At 47.9% G+C, this 18,361-nt stretch carries 17 protein-coding genes and 1 pseudogene; 16 read left to right on the forward strand and 2 right to left on the reverse strand.

From position 1 onward, the window contains the following. Nucleotides 1-8 precede the first annotated feature (8 nt). The 5 genes from ispG to der all read left to right on the forward strand — a co-directional run bounded on the left by ispG (nucleotide 9) and on the right by der (nucleotide 5,896). The gene (gene ispG / locus ACVLR6_RS02680; protein ID WP_005182396.1) at nucleotides 9-1,130 is read left to right on the forward strand and encodes a flavodoxin-dependent (E)-4-hydroxy-3-methylbut-2-enyl-diphosphate synthase; all 1,122 of its coding nucleotides are present in this window, start codon (nucleotides 9-11) and stop codon (nucleotides 1,128-1,130) included. 3 nt (nucleotides 1,131-1,133) lie between these two features. Then, nucleotides 1,134-2,429: a histidine--tRNA ligase gene (gene hisS / locus ACVLR6_RS02685; RefSeq protein ID WP_005182398.1), complete on the forward strand. Its 1,296-nt coding sequence runs from the start codon at nucleotides 1,134-1,136 to the stop codon at nucleotides 2,427-2,429. Nucleotides 2,430-2,459: 30 nt separating this feature from the next. Further along, complete coding sequence (locus ACVLR6_RS02690) at nucleotides 2,460-3,164, forward strand: YfgM family protein (protein ID WP_005182401.1); 705 nt, start codon at nucleotides 2,460-2,462, stop codon at nucleotides 3,162-3,164. Next, nucleotides 3,161-4,309 (forward strand): outer membrane protein assembly factor BamB, encoded by a 1,149-nt coding sequence (bamB, locus tag ACVLR6_RS02695; protein ID WP_005182405.1) that lies wholly within the window; start codon nucleotides 3,161-3,163, stop codon nucleotides 4,307-4,309. Before ACVLR6_RS02690 ends, bamB begins: the two co-directional genes overlap by 4 nt. A 174-nt stretch (nucleotides 4,310-4,483) precedes the next feature. Continuing rightward, complete coding sequence (der, locus tag ACVLR6_RS02700) at nucleotides 4,484-5,896, forward strand: ribosome biogenesis GTPase Der (protein ID WP_005182406.1); 1,413 nt, start codon at nucleotides 4,484-4,486, stop codon at nucleotides 5,894-5,896. Between the two features lie 65 nt (nucleotides 5,897-5,961). Here der and ACVLR6_RS02705 read toward each other — a convergent pair whose 3' ends face one another. After that, nucleotides 5,962-6,738, reverse strand: coding sequence for an SDR family oxidoreductase (locus tag ACVLR6_RS02705; RefSeq protein ID WP_005182407.1), 777 nt, complete (start codon nucleotides 6,736-6,738; stop codon nucleotides 5,962-5,964). 100 nt (nucleotides 6,739-6,838) lie between these two features. On the opposite strand from ACVLR6_RS02705, the gene mazG reads away from it, so the two are divergent. The 9 genes and pseudogenes from mazG (at nucleotide 6,839) to yjgA (ending at nucleotide 13,502) form a co-directional block, all read left to right on the forward strand. Continuing rightward, a complete protein-coding gene (mazG, locus tag ACVLR6_RS02710) occupies nucleotides 6,839-7,600 on the forward strand; it encodes a nucleoside triphosphate pyrophosphohydrolase (RefSeq protein ID WP_005182408.1) in 762 nt (253 codons plus the stop codon). A gap of 10 nt (nucleotides 7,601-7,610) precedes the next feature. Continuing rightward, the gene (locus ACVLR6_RS02715) at nucleotides 7,611-8,024 is read left to right on the forward strand and encodes a ComEA family DNA-binding protein (RefSeq protein WP_005182409.1); all 414 of its coding nucleotides are present in this window, start codon (nucleotides 7,611-7,613) and stop codon (nucleotides 8,022-8,024) included. A 136-nt stretch (nucleotides 8,025-8,160) separates the two neighbouring features. Then, the gene (gene pcnB / locus ACVLR6_RS02720) at nucleotides 8,161-9,633 is read left to right on the forward strand and encodes a polynucleotide adenylyltransferase PcnB (RefSeq protein WP_163142787.1); all 1,473 of its coding nucleotides are present in this window, start codon (nucleotides 8,161-8,163) and stop codon (nucleotides 9,631-9,633) included. Beyond that, nucleotides 9,630-10,118 (forward strand): 2-amino-4-hydroxy-6-hydroxymethyldihydropteridine diphosphokinase, encoded by a 489-nt coding sequence (gene folK, locus ACVLR6_RS02725; RefSeq protein ID WP_005182411.1) that lies wholly within the window; start codon nucleotides 9,630-9,632, stop codon nucleotides 10,116-10,118. Before pcnB ends, folK begins: the two co-directional genes overlap by 4 nt. Before the next feature lie 45 nt (nucleotides 10,119-10,163). After that, nucleotides 10,164-10,973, forward strand: a complete 810-nt coding sequence (panB, locus tag ACVLR6_RS02730; protein ID WP_104484274.1) for a 3-methyl-2-oxobutanoate hydroxymethyltransferase — start codon at nucleotides 10,164-10,166, stop codon at nucleotides 10,971-10,973. Nucleotides 10,974-10,976: 3 nt separating this feature from the next. Further along, entirely contained in the window at nucleotides 10,977-11,822 is an 846-nt protein-coding gene (gene panC, locus ACVLR6_RS02735; protein WP_016659526.1) for a pantoate--beta-alanine ligase, read from the forward strand. A 27-nt stretch (nucleotides 11,823-11,849) separates the two neighbouring features. Then, nucleotides 11,850-12,700 (forward strand): annotated as a pseudogene (gene rapZ, locus ACVLR6_RS02740) (RNase adapter RapZ). Continuing rightward, nucleotides 12,697-12,966 (forward strand): HPr family phosphocarrier protein, encoded by a 270-nt coding sequence (locus ACVLR6_RS02745; RefSeq protein ID WP_034598158.1) that lies wholly within the window; start codon nucleotides 12,697-12,699, stop codon nucleotides 12,964-12,966. The pseudogene rapZ and the gene ACVLR6_RS02745 overlap by 4 nt, the downstream one beginning before the upstream one ends. A gap of 2 nt (nucleotides 12,967-12,968) precedes the next feature. Then, nucleotides 12,969-13,502 carry a ribosome biogenesis factor YjgA gene (gene yjgA, locus ACVLR6_RS02750; RefSeq protein WP_005182421.1) on the forward strand — a complete coding sequence of 178 codons (534 nt, stop codon included), beginning with the start codon at nucleotides 12,969-12,971 and terminating at the stop codon, nucleotides 13,500-13,502. Between the two features lie 129 nt (nucleotides 13,503-13,631). Here the strand turns inward: yjgA and ACVLR6_RS02755 are convergent, their stop codons facing one another. Beyond that, nucleotides 13,632-15,275 (reverse strand): acyl-CoA synthetase, encoded by a 1,644-nt coding sequence (locus ACVLR6_RS02755; protein ID WP_127801702.1) that lies wholly within the window; start codon nucleotides 15,273-15,275, stop codon nucleotides 13,632-13,634. A gap of 497 nt (nucleotides 15,276-15,772) precedes the next feature. Between ACVLR6_RS02755 and thrS the strand changes: the two genes are divergently transcribed. Further along, the gene (thrS, locus tag ACVLR6_RS02760; RefSeq protein ID WP_016659522.1) at nucleotides 15,773-17,695 is read left to right on the forward strand and encodes a threonine--tRNA ligase; all 1,923 of its coding nucleotides are present in this window, start codon (nucleotides 15,773-15,775) and stop codon (nucleotides 17,693-17,695) included. 5 nt (nucleotides 17,696-17,700) lie between these two features. Next, the gene (gene infC, locus ACVLR6_RS02765; RefSeq protein ID WP_160241813.1) at nucleotides 17,701-18,252 is read left to right on the forward strand and encodes a translation initiation factor IF-3; all 552 of its coding nucleotides are present in this window, start codon (nucleotides 17,701-17,703) and stop codon (nucleotides 18,250-18,252) included. Nucleotides 18,253-18,361: the final 109 nt, after the last annotated feature.

Raw genomic sequence — 18,361 nt, forward strand, 5'->3', positions numbered from 1 at the left:
GCGAAATCATGATTGAGAATCCAATTCGACGCCGTCCAACCCGTAAAATTCGTGTCGGTTCAGTCTATGTGGGCGGTGATGCGCCAATCAGCATTCAGAGTATGACCAATACCGAAACCTGTGATGTCGCCGCAACGGTTGCGCAAATTCAGCGCTGTGTTGATGCCGGTGCAGACATCATGCGGGTATCGGTGCCAAGCATGGAAGCCGCACAGGCTTTTGGTGAAATCCGTAAGCAGGTCTCTGTTCCTTTGGTGGCTGATATTCACTTCGACTATAAAATTGCTTTGGCTGTGGCCGATTTCGGCGCTGACTGTCTGCGGATTAACCCGGGTAATATTGGTTCGGAAGCGAAAATCCGTGAAGTGGTGGCTGCGGCTAAACATCATGATATTTCCATGCGGATTGGGGTCAATGCCGGTTCACTGGAAAAAGATATTCAAAAAAAATATGGCGAGCCGACCGGTGCGGCTCTGCTTGAATCGGCCATGCGCCATATTGATATTTTAGACCGTCTGGATTTCCAGGAATTTAAGGTATCAGTCAAAGCATCGAATGTATTTTTAACCATGGATGCCTATCGTTTGCTGTCGCAGCAAATTGATAATCCGCTACATTTAGGTGTGACTGAAGCGGGAATCTATCGGACCGGTTCGGTGAAATCAGCGATTGCCTTAGGTGGCCTGCTGATGGAAGGCATTGGCGACACCATGCGTATTTCCCTGGCAGCAGAGCCGGAAGAAGAAGTCAAAATTGGCTTTGATATTTTAAAATCGCTCGGCCTGCGTTCTAATGGCATTAACTTCATTGCCTGCCCAAGCTGTTCACGTCAGGAATTTAACGTGATTAAAGCCATGCAGATGCTGGAAGAGCGTCTGGAAGATGTCCGCACCCCAATGGATGTGTCGGTGATTGGCTGTAAAGTTAACGGTCCGGGCGAAGCCAAAGAAGCTGATATTGGCGTGGTAGGTGCAAGTCCGCGTTCACTGGTGTATCGTAATGGTGAAAAGAGCCATTTAATTGATACCAATCAATTGGTTGATGAAATCGAAACAATGGTTCGTCAACGTGTTAAAGAGCTTGAAGAAGCTAAGTCAAAAGAGATTATTCGCACAGGTTTTTCTGAGTAGATCATGAGTTCAATCGTCGCAATCAAAGGTTTTAATGACATTCTCCCAACCCAGACCCCGGCTTGGAGACGTCTGGAACAGCATCTGTCCAGTCTTATGGATGCTTATGGTTATCAGCAAATCCGTTTGCCGATGGTTGAGCAGACCCATCTGTTCAAGCGTTCCATTGGTGATGCAACCGATATCGTTGAAAAAGAAATGTACACCTTCCTGGACAAAGGCAATCCGCCAGAGTCATTGACTTTACGTCCGGAAGGTACGGCAGGCTGTGTACGTGCCATGCTTGAGCATAACCTGCTGCGCGGTGCAACGCCTCGTGTGTGGTATATCGGCCCAATGTTCCGTTATGAAAAACCGCAAAAAGGCCGTTATCGCCAGTTCCACCAGTTTGGTGTGGAAACTTTTGGTGTGGCTACACCAGATATGGATGCCGAGCTGATTTTAATGACCGCGCGTTTATGGAAACGTATGGGCGTTGCAGATAAAGTTCAACTTGAACTGAATACTTTAGGTGAGTCAGACGAACGTGCAGCATATCGCGCCGCATTGGTTGAATTCCTGGAAACGCACAAAGCCGATCTCGATGAAGATTCTCAGCGCCGTTTAAGCACCAACCCGCTGCGTATTCTGGATTCTAAAGATGCCAAAACTCAAAGCATCCTGGAAAATGCACCAAAACTTCACGACTTTATGGGTGAAGACACCATGGCGCATTTTGCCCTGTTGCAGCAGTATCTGACTGATGCCGGTGTCAGCTTCGTGATTAATCAAAAATTGGTCCGTGGTCTGGATTATTACAACAAAACCGTATTTGAATGGACCACCACCCATTTGGGTTCACAAGGGACAGTGTGTGCCGGAGGCCGTTATGATGGTCTGGTGGGGCAGTTAAAAGGCAAGCCAGAACAGTCGGTTCCGGCAGTCGGTTTTGCCATGGGCATGGAGCGTTTATTGCTTCTATTGGAACAGGTCGAAGACAACAGCCCAAGCCGCGATTGTGAAGTATTCCTGGTGGCCGATCCGGCATCACAAGGTAAAGCACTGGTGCTGGCAGAGCAGATTCGTGACCAGCTTGAAGCCAGTGGTAGTGCCATTCGCCTGAAAGTCGGCTCACAAGGCTCGATGAAAAGCCAGATGAAAAAAGCCGACCAGTCGGGTGCACTGTATGCTTTAATTCTGGGTGAGCGTGAGTGGGAAAACCAGCGCTTCGCCGTTAAAGAACTGGCCACTGCCGAGCAGTTGGATGTAGCTGTGGCAGAGATTGTGCCATTTATGATTGAAAAATTTTCTTCAAAATAAGCCAAAGAATATAAGGAAAAGGGTAATTCAATGAGCGCATTAAGTGATGATGAACAACTTGATCATTTAAAATCATTCGCTAAGAAATATGGTTCTGCAATTATTAGCGGGATTTTGATTGCGCTGATTGCCTTTTTCGGATGGCAATACTGGCAGAAGAAAAACCTGGCTGAAGATCAGACCAACACCGCCAAAGTCCAGCAACTGATGGACGAGGCGCGTGCGGCTGAAGGCGATGACAAAGCTTTCCAGAATCTGTCAACCACGGCCGATAAGATTGTGAAAGAAGCGCCAGATTCCGTCCAGGCCATTCAGACCCAGTTCTTAATGGCGAAACTGGCCTATGATCAGGGCGATTATGCCGGTGCAGAAAAAGCCTTAAAGAAAGTTGAAAATTCTAAAGTCGATGATGCCGGCTTAATGCAGGTATTAAAACTGCGTTTGGCCTATGCGCAATTGGCACAAAAGAAATATGATGAGGCACTGAAAACCTTGTCTGCCGTCAACGATCCTGCCTTTAAAGCAACAGCTGAAGAAGCGCGTGGTGATGTGTACGTGGCGAAAAACGATATTGAAAATGCTAAAAAAGCGTATCAGAACGCATGGAATGCGTTACTTGAACGTCAACAGGAACGTCAAATTTTACAAATTAAACTCGAAAGTGTCGGCGTTTTAGTTGATGATCCTGAAATTGAACGTCCTGTAATCGACACACAAGTGGATGAAACTGAATGAATAGAAAATATAAGATCCCGTTTGCACTAACTGTTTTAAGCCTTGCATTGGTTGGCTGTTCAAGCAACAGCATTAAAGTTGAAAAAGTAAAACCGAATCCTTTGCCAAAACTGCAACAGGCCAAAACCCTGGTGCCTGTATTTTCTCAAAACACCTCATCGACTGCTGAAGAAGATCCGCTGCGTTTACAGCTAGATGTCGATAATGGCGTGGTATTTAGTATTGATCCTAAAGGTGAAGTAGCGGCCTATCGTGGCAAGCAGCGTTTGTGGCAGACCGAAGTCAGCAAACAGGGGCTCAGCTCAGGTGTAGAAGCGGCAGAAGGTCTGGTGATTGTTGGGAATCAGAAAGGCCAACTGTTTGCACTGGATCAGGCCACAGGTGAGAAAAAGTGGACTGCACAATTGACTGGGGCTATTCTGGCACCTTCGTTGGTGCATGCCAACCGTGTGGTGACTATCAGCAATGATGGTATTGTCTATGCGCATAACCTGGCGACTGGCCAGCAAATGTGGACTTACAATTTGCCGAATGTCCAGTTTAGCCTGCGTGGTAGCGCTGCACCGGTAGCGGTTGATCCGCGTACCGTGCTGGTAGCAACCGCCAATGCTTATATTTATGCAATTGATGTGGTGACCGGTACGCCGCGTATGCAGCGCCGTGTGGCCATCAGTGAAGGTCGCTCCGATATTCAGCGTTTAAATGATATTGATGGCGATCCGGTAGTAGCTGGCCAGTTCCTGGTCACTACCAGCTTCCAGGGCCAGGTGACCGTCACTGATCTGGCTTCACAGCAAGTGGTGTGGAGCGAAGACCTGAGCAGCACCAAACGTCCGGAAGTGGTCGGCAATGGGGTTTTTGTTGCCAGTGCCGATGGCCGTTTAGTGGCTTATGAAATTACCAGCGGCCAGAAGCTGTGGGAAAATGACCAGTTACTCAACCGCCGTTTAAGTAACCCGGTAATGCTGGGTCAGGACCTGGTGGTGGGAGATATGGATGGTGTCTTGCATCTGTTTAACCCGAGCAACGGTCAGCTGATTGGTCGCGCCAAAACCAGCGGTGAAGTGCGTTCTTTACGTGTCATCGACAACCAGTTATATGTTGGTACGCAAAAGGGTGCATTCAGCATTTGGCAGAACCGTTAACTTTTTGTTGCCTTATGTTAAACTAGGCGACAATTTCCGTATTTTTTAACGCGGGGTGATTGAATGTTCAATGCCCCGTGTTTTTATTCAGGTCTTTGACTGAAATTTTTTCTTCCCATTTGTTTCTGATGTTCAGACCCGTGTAGTGGACTGATCTCAAATAAAGGTTAATCTATGAAACCCGTAATTGCGCTCATTGGTCGTCCGAACGTCGGAAAATCAACGTTGTTTAACCAGATCACCAAGAGTCGTGATGCTCTGGTCGCAGACTTTGCCGGCCTGACGCGTGACCGTAAATATGGTGATGCGACCTATCAGAATAAATCCTTCATCGTGGTCGATACCGGCGGTATTGGCGAATCTGAAGGTGGTATCGATTCTTACATGGCCGAGCAGTCGAAAACCGCGATCCATGAAGCCGATATGATCATCTTCGTGGTCGATGCGCGTGCCGGTCTGCTGGCTTCGGATGAGCAGATTGCCCGTGAACTGCGTACGCTGGGTAAAAAAGTCTTTCTGGTGGCCAACAAGGTCGATGGCGTACATGCAGAAGCCGCGCTGGTTGAATTCTTTAAACTGGGGATGGGCGAGCCAATGCAAGTGGCCGCCAGCCATGGTCGCGGTGTTCAGCAGATGCTGGAAGAAGTACTGCAAGATGTGCCGGAAGATGAAAACCCGGAAGAGCGTGATGAAGACACGGGTCTGCGTCTAGCGATTATTGGTCGTCCAAACGTGGGTAAATCGACGCTGGTGAACCGTTTGCTGGGTGAAGAGCGCGTGGTTGCTTTTGACCAGCCGGGCACAACACGTGACTCGATCTATATTCCGTTTGAGCGTGAAGGGCGTAAATACACCCTGATTGATACTGCCGGTGTACGCCGTAAAGGCAAGGTTGATGAAATGATCGAGAAATTCTCGATTGTAAAAACCTTGCAGGCGATGAAAGATGCCAACGTGGTGGTTGTGGTGGTCGATGCGCGTGAAGGGATTGTCGAGCAGGACCTGCACCTGATTGGTTATGCGCTGGAAGCTGGCCGTGCCATGGTGATTGCGATCAATAAATGGGACAACATGTCTGAATATGATCGCAAGCAGTGTAAGCTGGATGTCGAGCGCCGCTTTGACTTTATTCCTTGGGCGCGTATTCACCTGATTTCAGCGCTGCATGGCACTGGGGTGGGTGATCTTTATCCATCGATTCATCGTGCTTATGAGTCTTCGCGCTTAAAAGTATCACCAGCCAAACTGACTCAGATTCTGAATGATGCAACTGAAGCGCACCATCCGCCAAAAGTGCAGGGTCGTGCCATTAAAATGCGTTATGCACACATGGGAGGCCAGAACCCGCCAACGATTGTAATTCACGGTAACAAGGTTGATAAAACCCCGGCCGATTATCGTCGTTACCTGGAAAACGTGTTCCGTAAGGTCTATAAGCTGGAAGGAACTCCGGTGAAGATTGAATTTAAAACCTCTGAGAACCCGTTTGAAGGACGTAAATCACAGGTGGATGAACGTACTGCTGCGCGTCGTCGTCGTTATGTACAGAAGTTTAAGAAAGCCGAGAAGAAATTTAAACGCGGTTAAGCGGTTTGTCGCTTGATACAAAAAAAGCCCGAATCAGATTCGGGCTTTTTTATGGCCATCAGTTTCTAGTCTGGACGCCGTGCCAGCAACATATTGCTATAACGATTCACCCACTGCGGGCTTAGGCGTGACAGGGTAAACAGGAATTTGCTTTTTAATCCGACCGGCTGATGGGTGGCGGTAAATAGCGAGCTTTTTCGCGTAACACAACTGAAAATTTCATCGGCCACATCTTCCGCGCTTAAATGTACCCCCATATTTTGGATGGTGCCGGCATCCATATCTTTGACCATGGCGGTTTGTACAAACAGAGGCATCACATCCAGCACCCGGATACCGTATTTTTGCCATTCAACATCCAGCCCTTCGCTTATACCGCGTACCGCAAATTTGCTGGCTGAATACGACACCAGATCGGCCTGTCCATAAATGGCCGAAGCTGATGACAGGTTCACCACCCGGGCAAAAGTCGCCTGTTTTAAATAAGGCAGTGCGGCATGACAGCCATTTAGCACCCCATTGACATTAACCTGCATGGTACGCTGATGCGCCTGAATCTCGGTGTCTTCAAAAGCACCCGAATATAAGATACCGGCATTATTGACTAAAATATTCAGCTCGCCAGCCCAGTCTACAAAACGCGCCAAAGCCGTTTGCCACTGTGCATAATCCGCGACATCCAGCCCGCCGGCTTGCGCATTGGGACCCAGCTGCTGCGCCAGTTGCTCGGCCTGTGCAACATTTAAATCATAAATTCCGACTTTATAACCCGCCTGATAAAATAAGCGGGCCACTGCTGCACCAATGCCTTGTGCTGCACCACTAATGAAGATACTGTGCATGTGGCTAACTCCTTGTGTTTTTGTTTTTCAAAGTGTTGTTCTGTTGAGAGCATAGCAAATATTTTTATGTAGATGATGGTTAAAGAAGGTAGAAATCGGCATGGATCAGTTATTGGCAGTGATGAAACAGCTTCGTGAGCAATGCCCATGGGACCAGAAGCAGACCCCGGAATCGCTGACCAGGTATGCAATTGAAGAAGCCTATGAAGTCGAAGCGGCCGTGCGCAGTGGTCATGCTCAGGACGTCAAAGAAGAACTGGGTGATCTATTGCTGCAAGTGGTATTCCAGTCGCAAATGTATAGCGAGCAGGGTGCTTTTGACTTTCAGGATGTGGTGCAGGCCATTACCGATAAAATGATTCGCCGTCATCCGCATGTATTTCAGCCCGAGCAGTTTGCGGCCTTAAGCCCGGAAGATGTCAGTGCATTGTGGCAGCAGATTAAACAGCAGGAAAAAGCCGGCAAACCTGCATCGCGCTTATCTGAGGTCAAACATGGCCCGGCCATTCAGCAGGCACAGCAGTTACAGCACAATGTCGCGCAGATTGGCTTTGATTTTCCCGATGTCACTGGTGCGATGCAAAAAGTCGATGAAGAGTTGCAGGAGTTGAAACAGGCGGTGGATCGGCAAAATTCCGACGAAATTCTGGATGAGCTGGGTGACTGTTTATTCTCTTTAATTAATGTTGGCCGTAAACTGAATCTGTCCAGCGAAATGGCTTTGCTGAGTACCGTACATAAATTTAGAACCCGCTTTGCTTTCATTGAACAGCAGTTACAACAGCAGCATAAAAATATAGAACAGGTGTCGTTGGCTGAAATGGATCAGCTGTGGGAGCAGGCAAAACAACAATTAAAATGACAGAGTGACCATGACAAGAAGAATAAGATTTCAACACGCTCAAGCTCTAATTCAACTGGCGTTAATGTTCTGCGTGTTTTGTAGCTTTTTCGCGCTGCAAAATGCGCAGGCAGAAAATTATGATGCGCGTTATCTGCAATGGAAGGCCGAACAAGAGGCGATTGATGCCCGCTTAAGCCCGTCGGCTTCTACGAAGACTTCCCAACCCCGTTCAGCTAGCGCAGGCAGCAGTGAAAAAATTAATCTGAATATGGCAACAGCCGCGCAATTACAGCAATTATCTGGCGTGGGACAAAAGAAGGCGGAAGCCATTATTGAGTACCGCAATCGGCATGGAAAATTCAAACGGATTGAAGATTTACAGCTGGTCAAAGGGATTGGACCGGCATTATTGGCCAAAAACCGGCACCGGCTGGGTATTTAATCGGGTCTGATCATCGGCCAACACCGCATCAGCCGGGCCCGAGTATTGAGATAATCAAATTGCCCTTTGATTGTGTTAGAGATATGATTAGCGTCATCTAATCTATTTTACGTTCAGACGTAGGAGACAGCGTCTTTTGCAAACTTTGCGCGCGTCAAAATGTGGTTTATCAACCACGCAATTACCTGCTTACATTCTAGATGTTATTGATGCTTTAACCAAAGCTGGCTATGAAGCTTATATCGTTGGTGGTGGTGTTCGTGACCTGATGTTGGGCCTGAATCCGAAGGATTTTGATGCCGTGACCAATGCCACGCCATCTCAGGTCAAAGAGGTGTTCGGACGCCGCTGTCGCATTATCGGACGCCGCTTTGAGCTGGCTCATGTCTATTCTGGACGTGAACTGGTGGAAGTTGCTACCTTCCGTGCACCGCCGAAAAGAGCGGTGACCTCTGCTGCGGGCATGATTTTAAGAGACAATAACTGGGGCACGATTGAGCAGGATTTTGCCCGTCGTGACTTCAGTATCAATGCTTTGTATTACCAGCCACGTAAAGGAATCGTGCTGGATTTCTGTCATGCAGTTGATGACATTAAATCCAAAACCTTGCGTCTGCTTGGGGATCCGACCGTCCGTTTTGAAGAAGATCCGGTGCGGATGCTGCGGACCTTACGTTTTGCGGCCAAGCTGAATTTCAATATTGATCCGGCCATTCTGGAGATTTTTACTCCGGAAATGACCCAGTTGCTGCGCGATGTTTCTCCGCACCGTCTGTATGATGAATCGCAAAAACTGTTCACCATGGGGCATTTAAATCGCGTCTTGCCGATGCTGATTGACTTCGGTATCTGGCGTCAGCTTTTTGCCGACATCAAGCCGGACATCACTCCCTTTATTGAACTGGCTGCAAAAAATACCGATCAGCGCATTGCGATTGGCAAAACCATCAACCCGGCCTTTTTCTATGCGGTGCTGCTGTGGAAGCCATTTTTAGAGCGCTGTGATTTTTATCTGTCCAAAGGGGTAATTCCGGCAGAAGCACGTGCACAAGCTGGGCTGGATGTGTTGAAACGTCAGGCCACCCGCACGGTGATTCCGCGTTTTGCTGAAACCTTTATTCGTGAAGTCTGGGAAATGCAAACCCGTTTGCTGAATCCAAAACCTCAGCAAATTGCTGCCTTGTCCAACCATGCGCGTTTCCGTGCCGGTTTCGACTTTTTGCTGCTGCGTGAAAGATCTGGCGATGCCCAGACTCAAGAGATGGGTACGTGGTGGGATCAGTACCAGACCATGAGCACCGATGAAAAAGAACGTGCCATTGGCCAGTACAACCGTCAGCGGGCCAAGAGCCGTCGCAAAGCTGCACAGGAAGAACATCTGGAGCAGCAGCTGAATGCCGCGCAGACCGCCGAAATTGAACCGCTGGTGAATGAGCCGGAGCCGCGCAGCCGCCGTGCCCGTAAAGCCAAACAGCAGGAAGATGCCCGTGCCCAGGTTGCATTAACATCATCAAGCAATGGCTCGGGGATTGGTGCAGACCATCCAATTCTGAAGCGCAAGCGGGTACAACGGGATTTAAGTCAGGTTATTTTCGGGCCAACACAATGAGTAGGGTGACTTATATTGGCCTGGGCAGTAACCTGGGCGATTCACGCCAGATTCTGACCGAAGCTGTGCACAAGCTGGCGACGTTGGGTCAGGTCAAAACCTCTAAACTGTATCAAAGTCCGCCGATGGGGCCACAAGACCAGCCGAATTATTTAAATGCGGTGGTACAGCTGCGTACAGATTTACCGGCGCTGGAATTGCTGGATCAGCTGCAGCGTTTTGAGCAGGAAGCCGGACGGGTGCGTTTACGCCATTGGGGTGAACGCACGCTCGATCTGGATTTACTCCTCTATGGACAGGAGCAGATTCAGCATGAACGTCTGACTGTGCCGCATGTCGGCGTTTTAGAACGCGATTTCGTGGTGATTCCATTACTGGATTTAGACCCCGAACTGCGTGTGCATACGCAATTATTAAAAGACTTGCCGTTCATTCAACAGCCCGCACTGGATGTGCTGGACCATGAACACTGGGCAAATATTTAAAGTGATTTTTAGCATGTTCTATGCTTTTCCTAGAGGAACATCTCCATGATTAGTCTCAGTGACTTAAGACAATTTAAAGCCGATGGTCGCAAATTCTCCTGCCTGACTTGTTATGATGCGAGTATGGCCAAGGCAATGGAAATTGCTGAAATTGATAGTATTTTAATTGGCGACTCGCTGGGGATGTCGATTCAGGGCCGTGACTCTACCTTGCCGGTGACCGTTGAAGATATGGCCTATCATACGGCAGCAGTGCGTCGTGGCAATCAGCATGCCTTTATCATGACCGATCTGCCATTTATGAGTTATGCCACCTTGAATGATGCACTGCAAAGCTCGAAAACCGTGATGCAGGCCGGTGCGCAAATGGTCAAGATGGAAGGTGGTGCCTGGCTGGCTGAAACCGTAGAAGTGCTGACCCGTAACGGAATTCCAGTGTGTGTGCATTTGGGCCTGACGCCGCAATCGGTACATGTCTTTGGCGGTTATAAACTCCAGGCGCGTACCCGTGAAGCGGCGGACAAGTTGATTGCCGACTGTCAGGCGGTGGTTGATGCCGGTGCTGCGCTGTTATTGCTGGAATGTGTACCGGCGCAGCTTGGTCAGGAAATTAGCGCCCTGTTCCCGCATATTCCGGTAATTGGGATTGGTGCCGGTGCAGACACCGATGGTCAGGTGCTGGTGGTGCAAGATATGCTGGGTCTGACGTTTGGCCGCGTTGCCAAATTTGTACGGAACTTTATGAAAGAGCAGTCTGGTGAAACAGCCATTGTAGATGCCTTCAAAGCCTATCATGCTGCGGTACAAGACGGTTCTTTCCCGGCACGTGAACAAACTTTCCAAGTTGAGTTGTAAAACATGAAAACAGAAACCACGATTCAGGGATTGGCAGCCTCATTAAATCCTGCACGTGCAGCGCGTAAAATTATTGGTTTTGTCCCGACCATGGGCAATTTGCATGAAGGCCATCTGAGCCTGGTGCGTGAAGCGCGTCAATTATGTGATGTGGTGGTGGTCAGCATCTTCGTGAACCCGATTCAGTTTGGTCCAAATGAAGACTTTGACAACTATCCACGGACCTTGGAACAAGACAGTCAATTGCTGGCAGAAGCCGGTTGTGACATCGTATTTGCACCTTCTGTCGAGCAAATGTATGGCAAAAGCCCGCGTTTAACCAACATCAGTGTGTCTGAAATTACCGAAGACCTGTGTGGTTTGCAGCGTCCGGGACATTTTGATGGTGTCGCGGTGGTGGTGACCAAGCTGTTTAATATTGTGCAGCCGAACTATGCCTTCTTTGGCCAAAAAGATTATCAACAGCTGGCGGTGATCCGTCAGTTTGTACGTGACCTGAATATTCCGCTGGAAGTGATTGGCGTGCCAATTGTCCGGGCAGAGGATGGTCTGGCGCTCAGTTCACGTAACGGTTATTTAAGTGAACAGGAACGTAAAACGGCACCAGTAATTTATCAAAGCCTGAAAAATGCTGAACAGGCACTGCAACAGGGTGAAAAGCTGTCAGAAGTGTTAGCGAATATTAAGGCAGCATTGACGCAGGCCGGCTTTGTTGTGGACTATGTAGAGGCACGTACACCTGAACTGCAAAAAATTGATGAATTTAATCAAGAGATTGTTTTGTTCGTGGCGGCAAAATTGGGAAGCACCCGCTTAATTGATAATATGCAGATCAAACCGACTGCATAGCTCAGCAATGGAAAGGACAGCCTTGTCATGAAGCGTATTTTGATTGTGACCGGACAATCAGGTTCAGGAAAATCCTCGGCATTACAAGTGTTGGAAGATTTGGGTTATTACTGTATTGATAATTTACCTTTGGCATTGCTTCCCGAAATTGTGGATAAACTGGATCAGGAAAATAACTTGGAACAGTTGGCATTGGGGGTAGATGTACGCAGTACCCGTGCCGACTTGCAAGAGTTTGATTTGGTATTTGAGCAACTGCAAAAGCATGGTTCAGTCGATATTATTTATCTGACCACGCAAGATCAGGAATTGATTGCCCGTTTTAGCGCATCACGCCGTCCGCATCCACTCTCTAGCCGTTTTAAAAGCTTGAATGAATGCATTCAGGAAGAAAAAGTCCTGCTTATGCCGATTCAGCTGCGCTCCACGGTGCACATTGATACCACCGACAAGAGTGTGCATGACTTAAAACACACCTTGCTGTCGAAGCTGGGCCAGACCGATAAGCTGATTGTGATTTTGCAATCTTTTGGCTACAAGCATGGTATTCCGCTGGATGCCGACTATGTCTTTGATATCCGGCATTTGCCGAACCCACATTGGGATCTGTCTTTGCGCAAATATTCCGGGCTGGATGAGCCGGTGCAACAGTTTCTGGAACAGCATGAACAGACCAATGAAATGTTCCAGGATATTTATCAGTTTTTAAATAAATGGCTGCCTGCATTTGCAGAAGGGCATCGTCATTATATGACCATCTCTATTGGCTGTACCGGTGGGCAGCACCGATCTGTTTATATGGTGGATGACTAAAAAAGGCACTTGAGGCACAATGGTCTATTCAAGTCTTACACCGGGAAATGAAGCACTGGTCATGATTGACACAACTGTTGACGTAATTAATAAACTAGGTTTACATGCGCGTGCATCAGGCAAACTGATTGAAGTCACCACGAAATTCCGTTCGTCCATTCAAATTGGCAAAGGTGACAAGTTGGTCGATGCAAAAAATATCATGTCCCTGCTCATGCTCGGCGCAGGTAAGGGCACAACTTTACGTTTAGTGATTGAAGGTGCAGATGAAGAACAAGCTTTATCTGAAATTCAGGCACTTTTTGCAGCAAAATTTTACGAGGCAGATTAATCGTGGCACGTCGACCGCACCGTTTTACCGAAGATGATTTCGAATCTTTAGAAGGACGTGCAAGTAAAACTGAACAGAAAAAAGCCGTACAGCGTATGGCGGCTTTGGGCGAGCAGTTGGCTCAACTGAACCCGAAGCAAATTCAAAAGCTTCCTGTAGATGAGCGTTTAATTGATGCACTCATTGAAGTGCAGAATATCAGTTCGCATGAGGCGCGTCGCCGTCAGTTCCAGCGGATTGGGAAACTGCTGCGCAATGAAGATGAATCGGTAATTCTGTCTTATTTAACCCCGCAGCAGGGTGCCAAGAAAACCGCGCAGCTGCAACGCTGGGTCGAGCGGATTATTAAAGATGGCGATCCGGTAATTAATGATTTCTGCAAAACCTATAATGCGGCAGAACGACATACCCTGCGTCAGCATGTGTTGCGCATTCACCGTGATTTGAAAGTGGAAATGCCGGAAGCAGAACTGGAAGCGTCCAAGTTAAAATTGTTTAACTATGTGCAGCAAGTGGCGCTATTATCTGACAATTAAGCGGATCAGACTTCATCTGGTCTGAAGCCATAAAAAACGACTCGATGGAGTCGTTTTTTATTGCGGTTCATTCTTGGGTGACTGATGTGAAAACGGGCACTGTGACCCGCATCAACATCTCGGCTGGCTTTAACCGAACTCGCCGACAGCGCGTTCTTTGGCCCATTCACGTAATACAAACTTCTGTAATTTGCCGGTCGAGGTTTTAGGAATCTCGGTAATCACCACTTCTTTTGGCACTTTAAAGCGCGCCAGATGCTGCTGGCAGAAGGCAATGATTTCATCTTCGGTCACGGTTTTACCTTCTTTAATTTCAATAAAGGCGCACGGGACTTCCTGCCAGCGCGGATCCGGTTTGGCCACCACTGCCGCGGTGAGGACCGCAGGGTGCTGATACAACACCTCTTCAACTTCCAGCGAGGAAATATTTTCACCGCCGGAAATAATCACATCCTTGGAGCGGTCGGTAATTTTGGCATAGCCGTCCGGCTGGCAAACGGCCAGGTCGCCGGTATGGAACCAGCCGCCGGCAAAGGCTTCGGCCGTCGCTTCCGGATTTTTTAAATAGCCTTTCATCACGATATTGCCACGGAACATAATTTCGCCCATGGTTTCGCCATCGTTCGGTACCGGTTGCATGGTCTCCGGGTCGAGGACTTTCATGCCATCTTGCAGCGGATACGGCACACCTTGGCGTGAATGTAATTGCGCCTGTTCCTGAATGGTCAGCTCGGACCAGCCAGCTTGTGATGCGCAGAGCGCTGATGGGCCATAGGTTTCCGTTAAGCCATAAACATGGGTCACGTTAATGCCGAGATTACGCATCCCTTCAATAATTGCCGCAGGTGGTGCAGCACCGGCCACCATCACTTCTACGCGATGCTCAATTTTGATCTGTTGCTGTTCCGGGGCATTAATCAGCATCGACAGTACAATCGGTGCGCCGCAGAAGTAATCAACTTTATGTTCAGCAATCAGTTTAAAAATCAGCTCAGGATCGACTTTACGCAGGCAGATATTGGTACCGCCATTGGCTGCCATGGTCCAAGCAAAACACCAGCCGTTGCAGTGGAACAGTGGCAAGGTCCATAAATAGGTGGCACGTGGGGTCATACCGCAGGCAATAATATTACTGGCGGCATTGATATAAGCCCCACGATGATGATAGACCACGCCTTTCGGGTTGCCAGTGGTGCCAGAGGTATAGTTCAGGCTAATCGCATCCCATTCATCTTGTGGAAGTGACCATTCAAAATTGGCATCGCCTTCAGCCAGCCAGTCTTCATATTCAATCTGGCCAATCGGGGCAGTAAAGCACTGCTCATACAGCTCATCTTCAACATCAATCACAAAAATCTCTTGTGGCACCAACGCCAGCGCTTCTTTGGCCACGGCAGAAAATTCCGGATCAACCAGTAACACTTTGGATTCGGCATGTTCCAGCATAAAGGCCAGACTTTTGGCATCGAGCCGGGTGTTGAGGGTATTAAGGACGGCGCCTGCCATTGGTACGGCGAAATGTGCTTCCAGCATGGCTGGTACGTTCGGGAGTAGGGTGGACACGGTATCATTCTTGCCGACCCCCAGCTGTTGTAGCTGATGGGCAAACTGGCGGCAGCGTTGATATTTTTCTCGCCAGGTAATGCGGCGTTTACCGTGAATAATGGCGTCCTGATGCGGGTAGATATAAGCAGCGCGCTCAAGGTATCTCAGTGGAGACAAGGCCACGAAATTGGCAGGGGTACGCGGCAATTGATCATATGCGCTAACCATTATTATTACTCCCTAATCATATTTATTGTTTCTCTGGTTTAAAGATATTCATTTCAGTGCAGGCTTGCAGTTATTCTTTAGTCGAGTGAGCGGTATTGCTGCTGAATAGGCACGCTATCACCTGAAATATAAACCTTTTTTGATCCGGTAAAATTGTATGGAGATATTTCTTTTTTATCTGGGTGTAGCTGATGATGGCAGTTGCAGATAGATTGGCCAGATCAGCATATAAAAAGCCACATCATCCGTTTGACCGGTAAATCCGGAAATAAAATTGGCCCATGCAGCACATTTTTTTAAATCGGAAAAAATTAAGCATAAACACGAGGCTTAATTCGAATTTTCTCGGAGAAAAGGTTTAATCACCGCGCCAAGACGTGTAAAATTCTAGTCGATTTTTTATTTACCACCGTTTTTTATCTTTTGAGGTTCTCCTCGATCATAATCTCGCGGTGACATGCTCCATGGTACGGGGCATCACTCCTTAAGGATTTTCTATGCCAATTATCACTTTGCCGAATGGTGATCAAAAACAATTTGATCAAGCCGTATCTGTGATGGAAGTTGCACAAAGCATCGGCCCGGGTCTTGCCAAAAATACTGTGGCAGGTCGTGTGAACGATCGTTTAGTCGATGCCTGCGATTTAATTACCGAAGATGCCACCTTACAAATCATCACACCGAAAGACGAAGAAGGGGTCGAAATTATTCGTCACTCTTGTGCGCACCTGGTGGGCCATGCGGTAAAACAATTGTTCCCTGAAGCAAAAATGGTGATTGGTCCGGTCATTGAAGAAGGTTTCTACTATGACATCTGGATGCCACGTCCATTTACTTTAGATGACATGGCGGCCATCGAAGAGCGTATGAAAAAGCTCATCGACCAGGACTACGATGTTGTGAAAAAAATGACCCCGCGTGATGAAGTTATTGCTGAATTCACTGCGCGTGGCGAAGAATACAAACTGCGCCTGATTGCAGACATGCCTGAAGAAACTCAAATGGGCTTGTACTACCATCAGGACTATCTGGATATGTGCCGTGGTCCGCACGTACCAAATACCAAATTCTTAAAATCATTCAAGCTGACCAAAATCTCGGGTGCTTACTGGCGCGGTGATGCCAAGAACGAGCAGCTGCAACGGATTTACGGTACCGCTTGGGCTGACAAAAAACAGCTGGCTGCCTACATCAAACGTATTGAAGAAGCAGAAAAGCGTGACCACCGTAAAATTGGTAAAGCCTTAGACCTGTTCCATATGCAGGAAGAAGCGCCGGGTATGGTGTTCTGGCATCCAAATGGCTGGACCATTTACCAGGTGCTGGAACAGTACATGCGTAAAGTGCAGCAGGACAACGGTTATCAGGAAATCCGTACTCCGCAGGTGGTCGATTTCACCTTATGGGAAAAATCGGGTCATGCCGCGAACTATGCGGAAAACATGTTTACCACGCATTCTGAAAACCGTAACTACGCAGTGAAGCCAATGAACTGCCCATGTCACGTGCAGGTGTTTAACCAGGGCCTAAAGTCGTATCGTGATTTACCAATCCGTCTGGCAGAATTTGGTTCATGTCACCGTAACGAGCCATCGGGTTCATTGCACGGTATTATGCGGGTACGTGGTTTCACGCAAGATGACGCGCATATTTTCTGTACCAAAGAGCAGATTGGCCAAGAGGTTGCTGACTTTATTCAGTTAACCTTAGATGTCTACAAAGACTTTGGCTTTGAAGATGTGCAAATGAAGTTATCGACTCGTCCTGAAAAACGTGTGGGTGATGATGCACTGTGGGATCTGGCAGAAAAATCACTGGCCGATGCTTTGGATGCAGCGGGTCTGGCCTGGGAACTACAGCCGGGTGAAGGCGCATTCTATGGTCCGAAAATTGAATTCTCATTGAAAGACTGCTTAGGCCGTGTATGGCAGTGCGGTACCATTCAGTGTGACTTTAACTTGCCAGAACGTTTAGATGCTTCTTATGTGACGGAAGATAACGACCGTGATCAGCCGGTAATGTTACACCGTGCGATTCTTGGAAGTTTTGAGCGTTTTATTGGTATACTTATTGAGCATTATGCAGGCTTTATGCCACCTTGGTTATCGCCAACACAAGCCTGTGTAATGAATATTACCGACGCGCAAGCTGAAGCCTGTGGGTCAGTCGTCGAGAAACTGAAAGAAAACGGTATTCGTGCGATTTCTGACTTGAGAAATGAGAAAATCGGCTTTAAGATTCGTGAACGTACTTTAGAGCGTATTCCTTACTTGCTGGTTCTTGGCGACCGTGAAGTAGAGGAAGGTACAGTGAACGTGCGTACCCGCTCAGGAAAAAATTTGGGTACTATGTCAATTGATGCTTTCGTTGACCTAGTAAAAGCAGCCGTTGCCGAACGCGGCCGGTACATTGTGGAGTAAGAAAGATTAAACAGCCTGACCGTAACCAACAACAAGGTGCTAAGAGTAACCGCCCTGCAATTAATGACGAGATCCGTGCAAAAGAAGTACGCCTCGTTGCAGCGGATGGTGAACAAAAAGGAATTGTTTCTTTAGCGGAAGCATTGCGTGCTGCAGAGGATGCAGATCTTGACCTCGTTGAGATTGTGGCAAATGCAGAGCCGCCTGTTTGTAAAATCATGGATTACAACAAGCACTTGTTTGACCTGAAGCAAAAGCAAAAAGATGCCAAGAAAAAGCAGCATCAAGTGCAGGTAAAAGAAATTAAATTGCGCCCAGCAACCGATGTAGGTGACTACAACGTAAAACTGCGTGCAATTATCAAATTCCTTGAAGAAGGAAACAAGGTAAAAATCACTTTACGCTTCCGTGGTCGTGAAATGGCTCACCAACAGTTAGGTTTGGCTCAATTACAAAAAGTTGAAGCTGACGTAGTTGAATATGGTGTAGTTGAACAGGCGCCAAAAATGGAAGGTCGTCAAATGGGTATGCTGCTTGGTCCGAAAAAGAAAAAGTAAGCATCTCCGAATCAAAAAAGCACTGCCCAGCAGTGCTTTTTTTGTGACTACAGTTTATGAGGTCACTAATATTTTGACATAATGATCGTTCGGTATGTTGAGCAGCTCA

The organism is Acinetobacter sp. T63 (genome assembly GCF_053852345.1).

Excerpts from the sequence above, each read along its gene's own strand:
- ispG (WP_005182396.1), top strand. The coding sequence starts at position 9 with ATGATTGAGAATCCAATTCGACGCCGTCCAACCCGTAAAATTCGTGTC.
- hisS (WP_005182398.1), top strand. The coding sequence starts at position 1,134 with ATGAGTTCAATCGTCGCAATCAAAGGTTTTAATGACATTCTCCCAACC.
- ACVLR6_RS02690 (WP_005182401.1), top strand. The coding sequence starts at position 2,460 with ATGAGCGCATTAAGTGATGATGAACAACTTGATCATTTAAAATCATTC.
- bamB (WP_005182405.1), top strand. The coding sequence starts at position 3,161 with ATGAATAGAAAATATAAGATCCCGTTTGCACTAACTGTTTTAAGCCTT.
- der (WP_005182406.1), top strand. The coding sequence starts at position 4,484 with ATGAAACCCGTAATTGCGCTCATTGGTCGTCCGAACGTCGGAAAATCA.
- ACVLR6_RS02705 (WP_005182407.1), bottom strand. The coding sequence starts at position 6,738 with ATGCACAGTATCTTCATTAGTGGTGCAGCACAAGGCATTGGTGCAGCA.
- mazG (WP_005182408.1), top strand. The coding sequence starts at position 6,839 with ATGGATCAGTTATTGGCAGTGATGAAACAGCTTCGTGAGCAATGCCCA.
- ACVLR6_RS02715 (WP_005182409.1), top strand. The coding sequence starts at position 7,611 with ATGACAAGAAGAATAAGATTTCAACACGCTCAAGCTCTAATTCAACTG.
- folK (WP_005182411.1), top strand. The coding sequence starts at position 9,630 with ATGAGTAGGGTGACTTATATTGGCCTGGGCAGTAACCTGGGCGATTCA.
- panB (WP_104484274.1), top strand. The coding sequence starts at position 10,164 with ATGATTAGTCTCAGTGACTTAAGACAATTTAAAGCCGATGGTCGCAAA.
- panC (WP_016659526.1), top strand. The coding sequence starts at position 10,977 with ATGAAAACAGAAACCACGATTCAGGGATTGGCAGCCTCATTAAATCCT.
- ACVLR6_RS02745 (WP_034598158.1), top strand. The coding sequence starts at position 12,697 with ATGATTGACACAACTGTTGACGTAATTAATAAACTAGGTTTACATGCG.
- ACVLR6_RS02755 (WP_127801702.1), bottom strand. The coding sequence starts at position 15,275 with ATGGTTAGCGCATATGATCAATTGCCGCGTACCCCTGCCAATTTCGTG.
- thrS (WP_016659522.1), top strand. The coding sequence starts at position 15,773 with ATGCCAATTATCACTTTGCCGAATGGTGATCAAAAACAATTTGATCAA.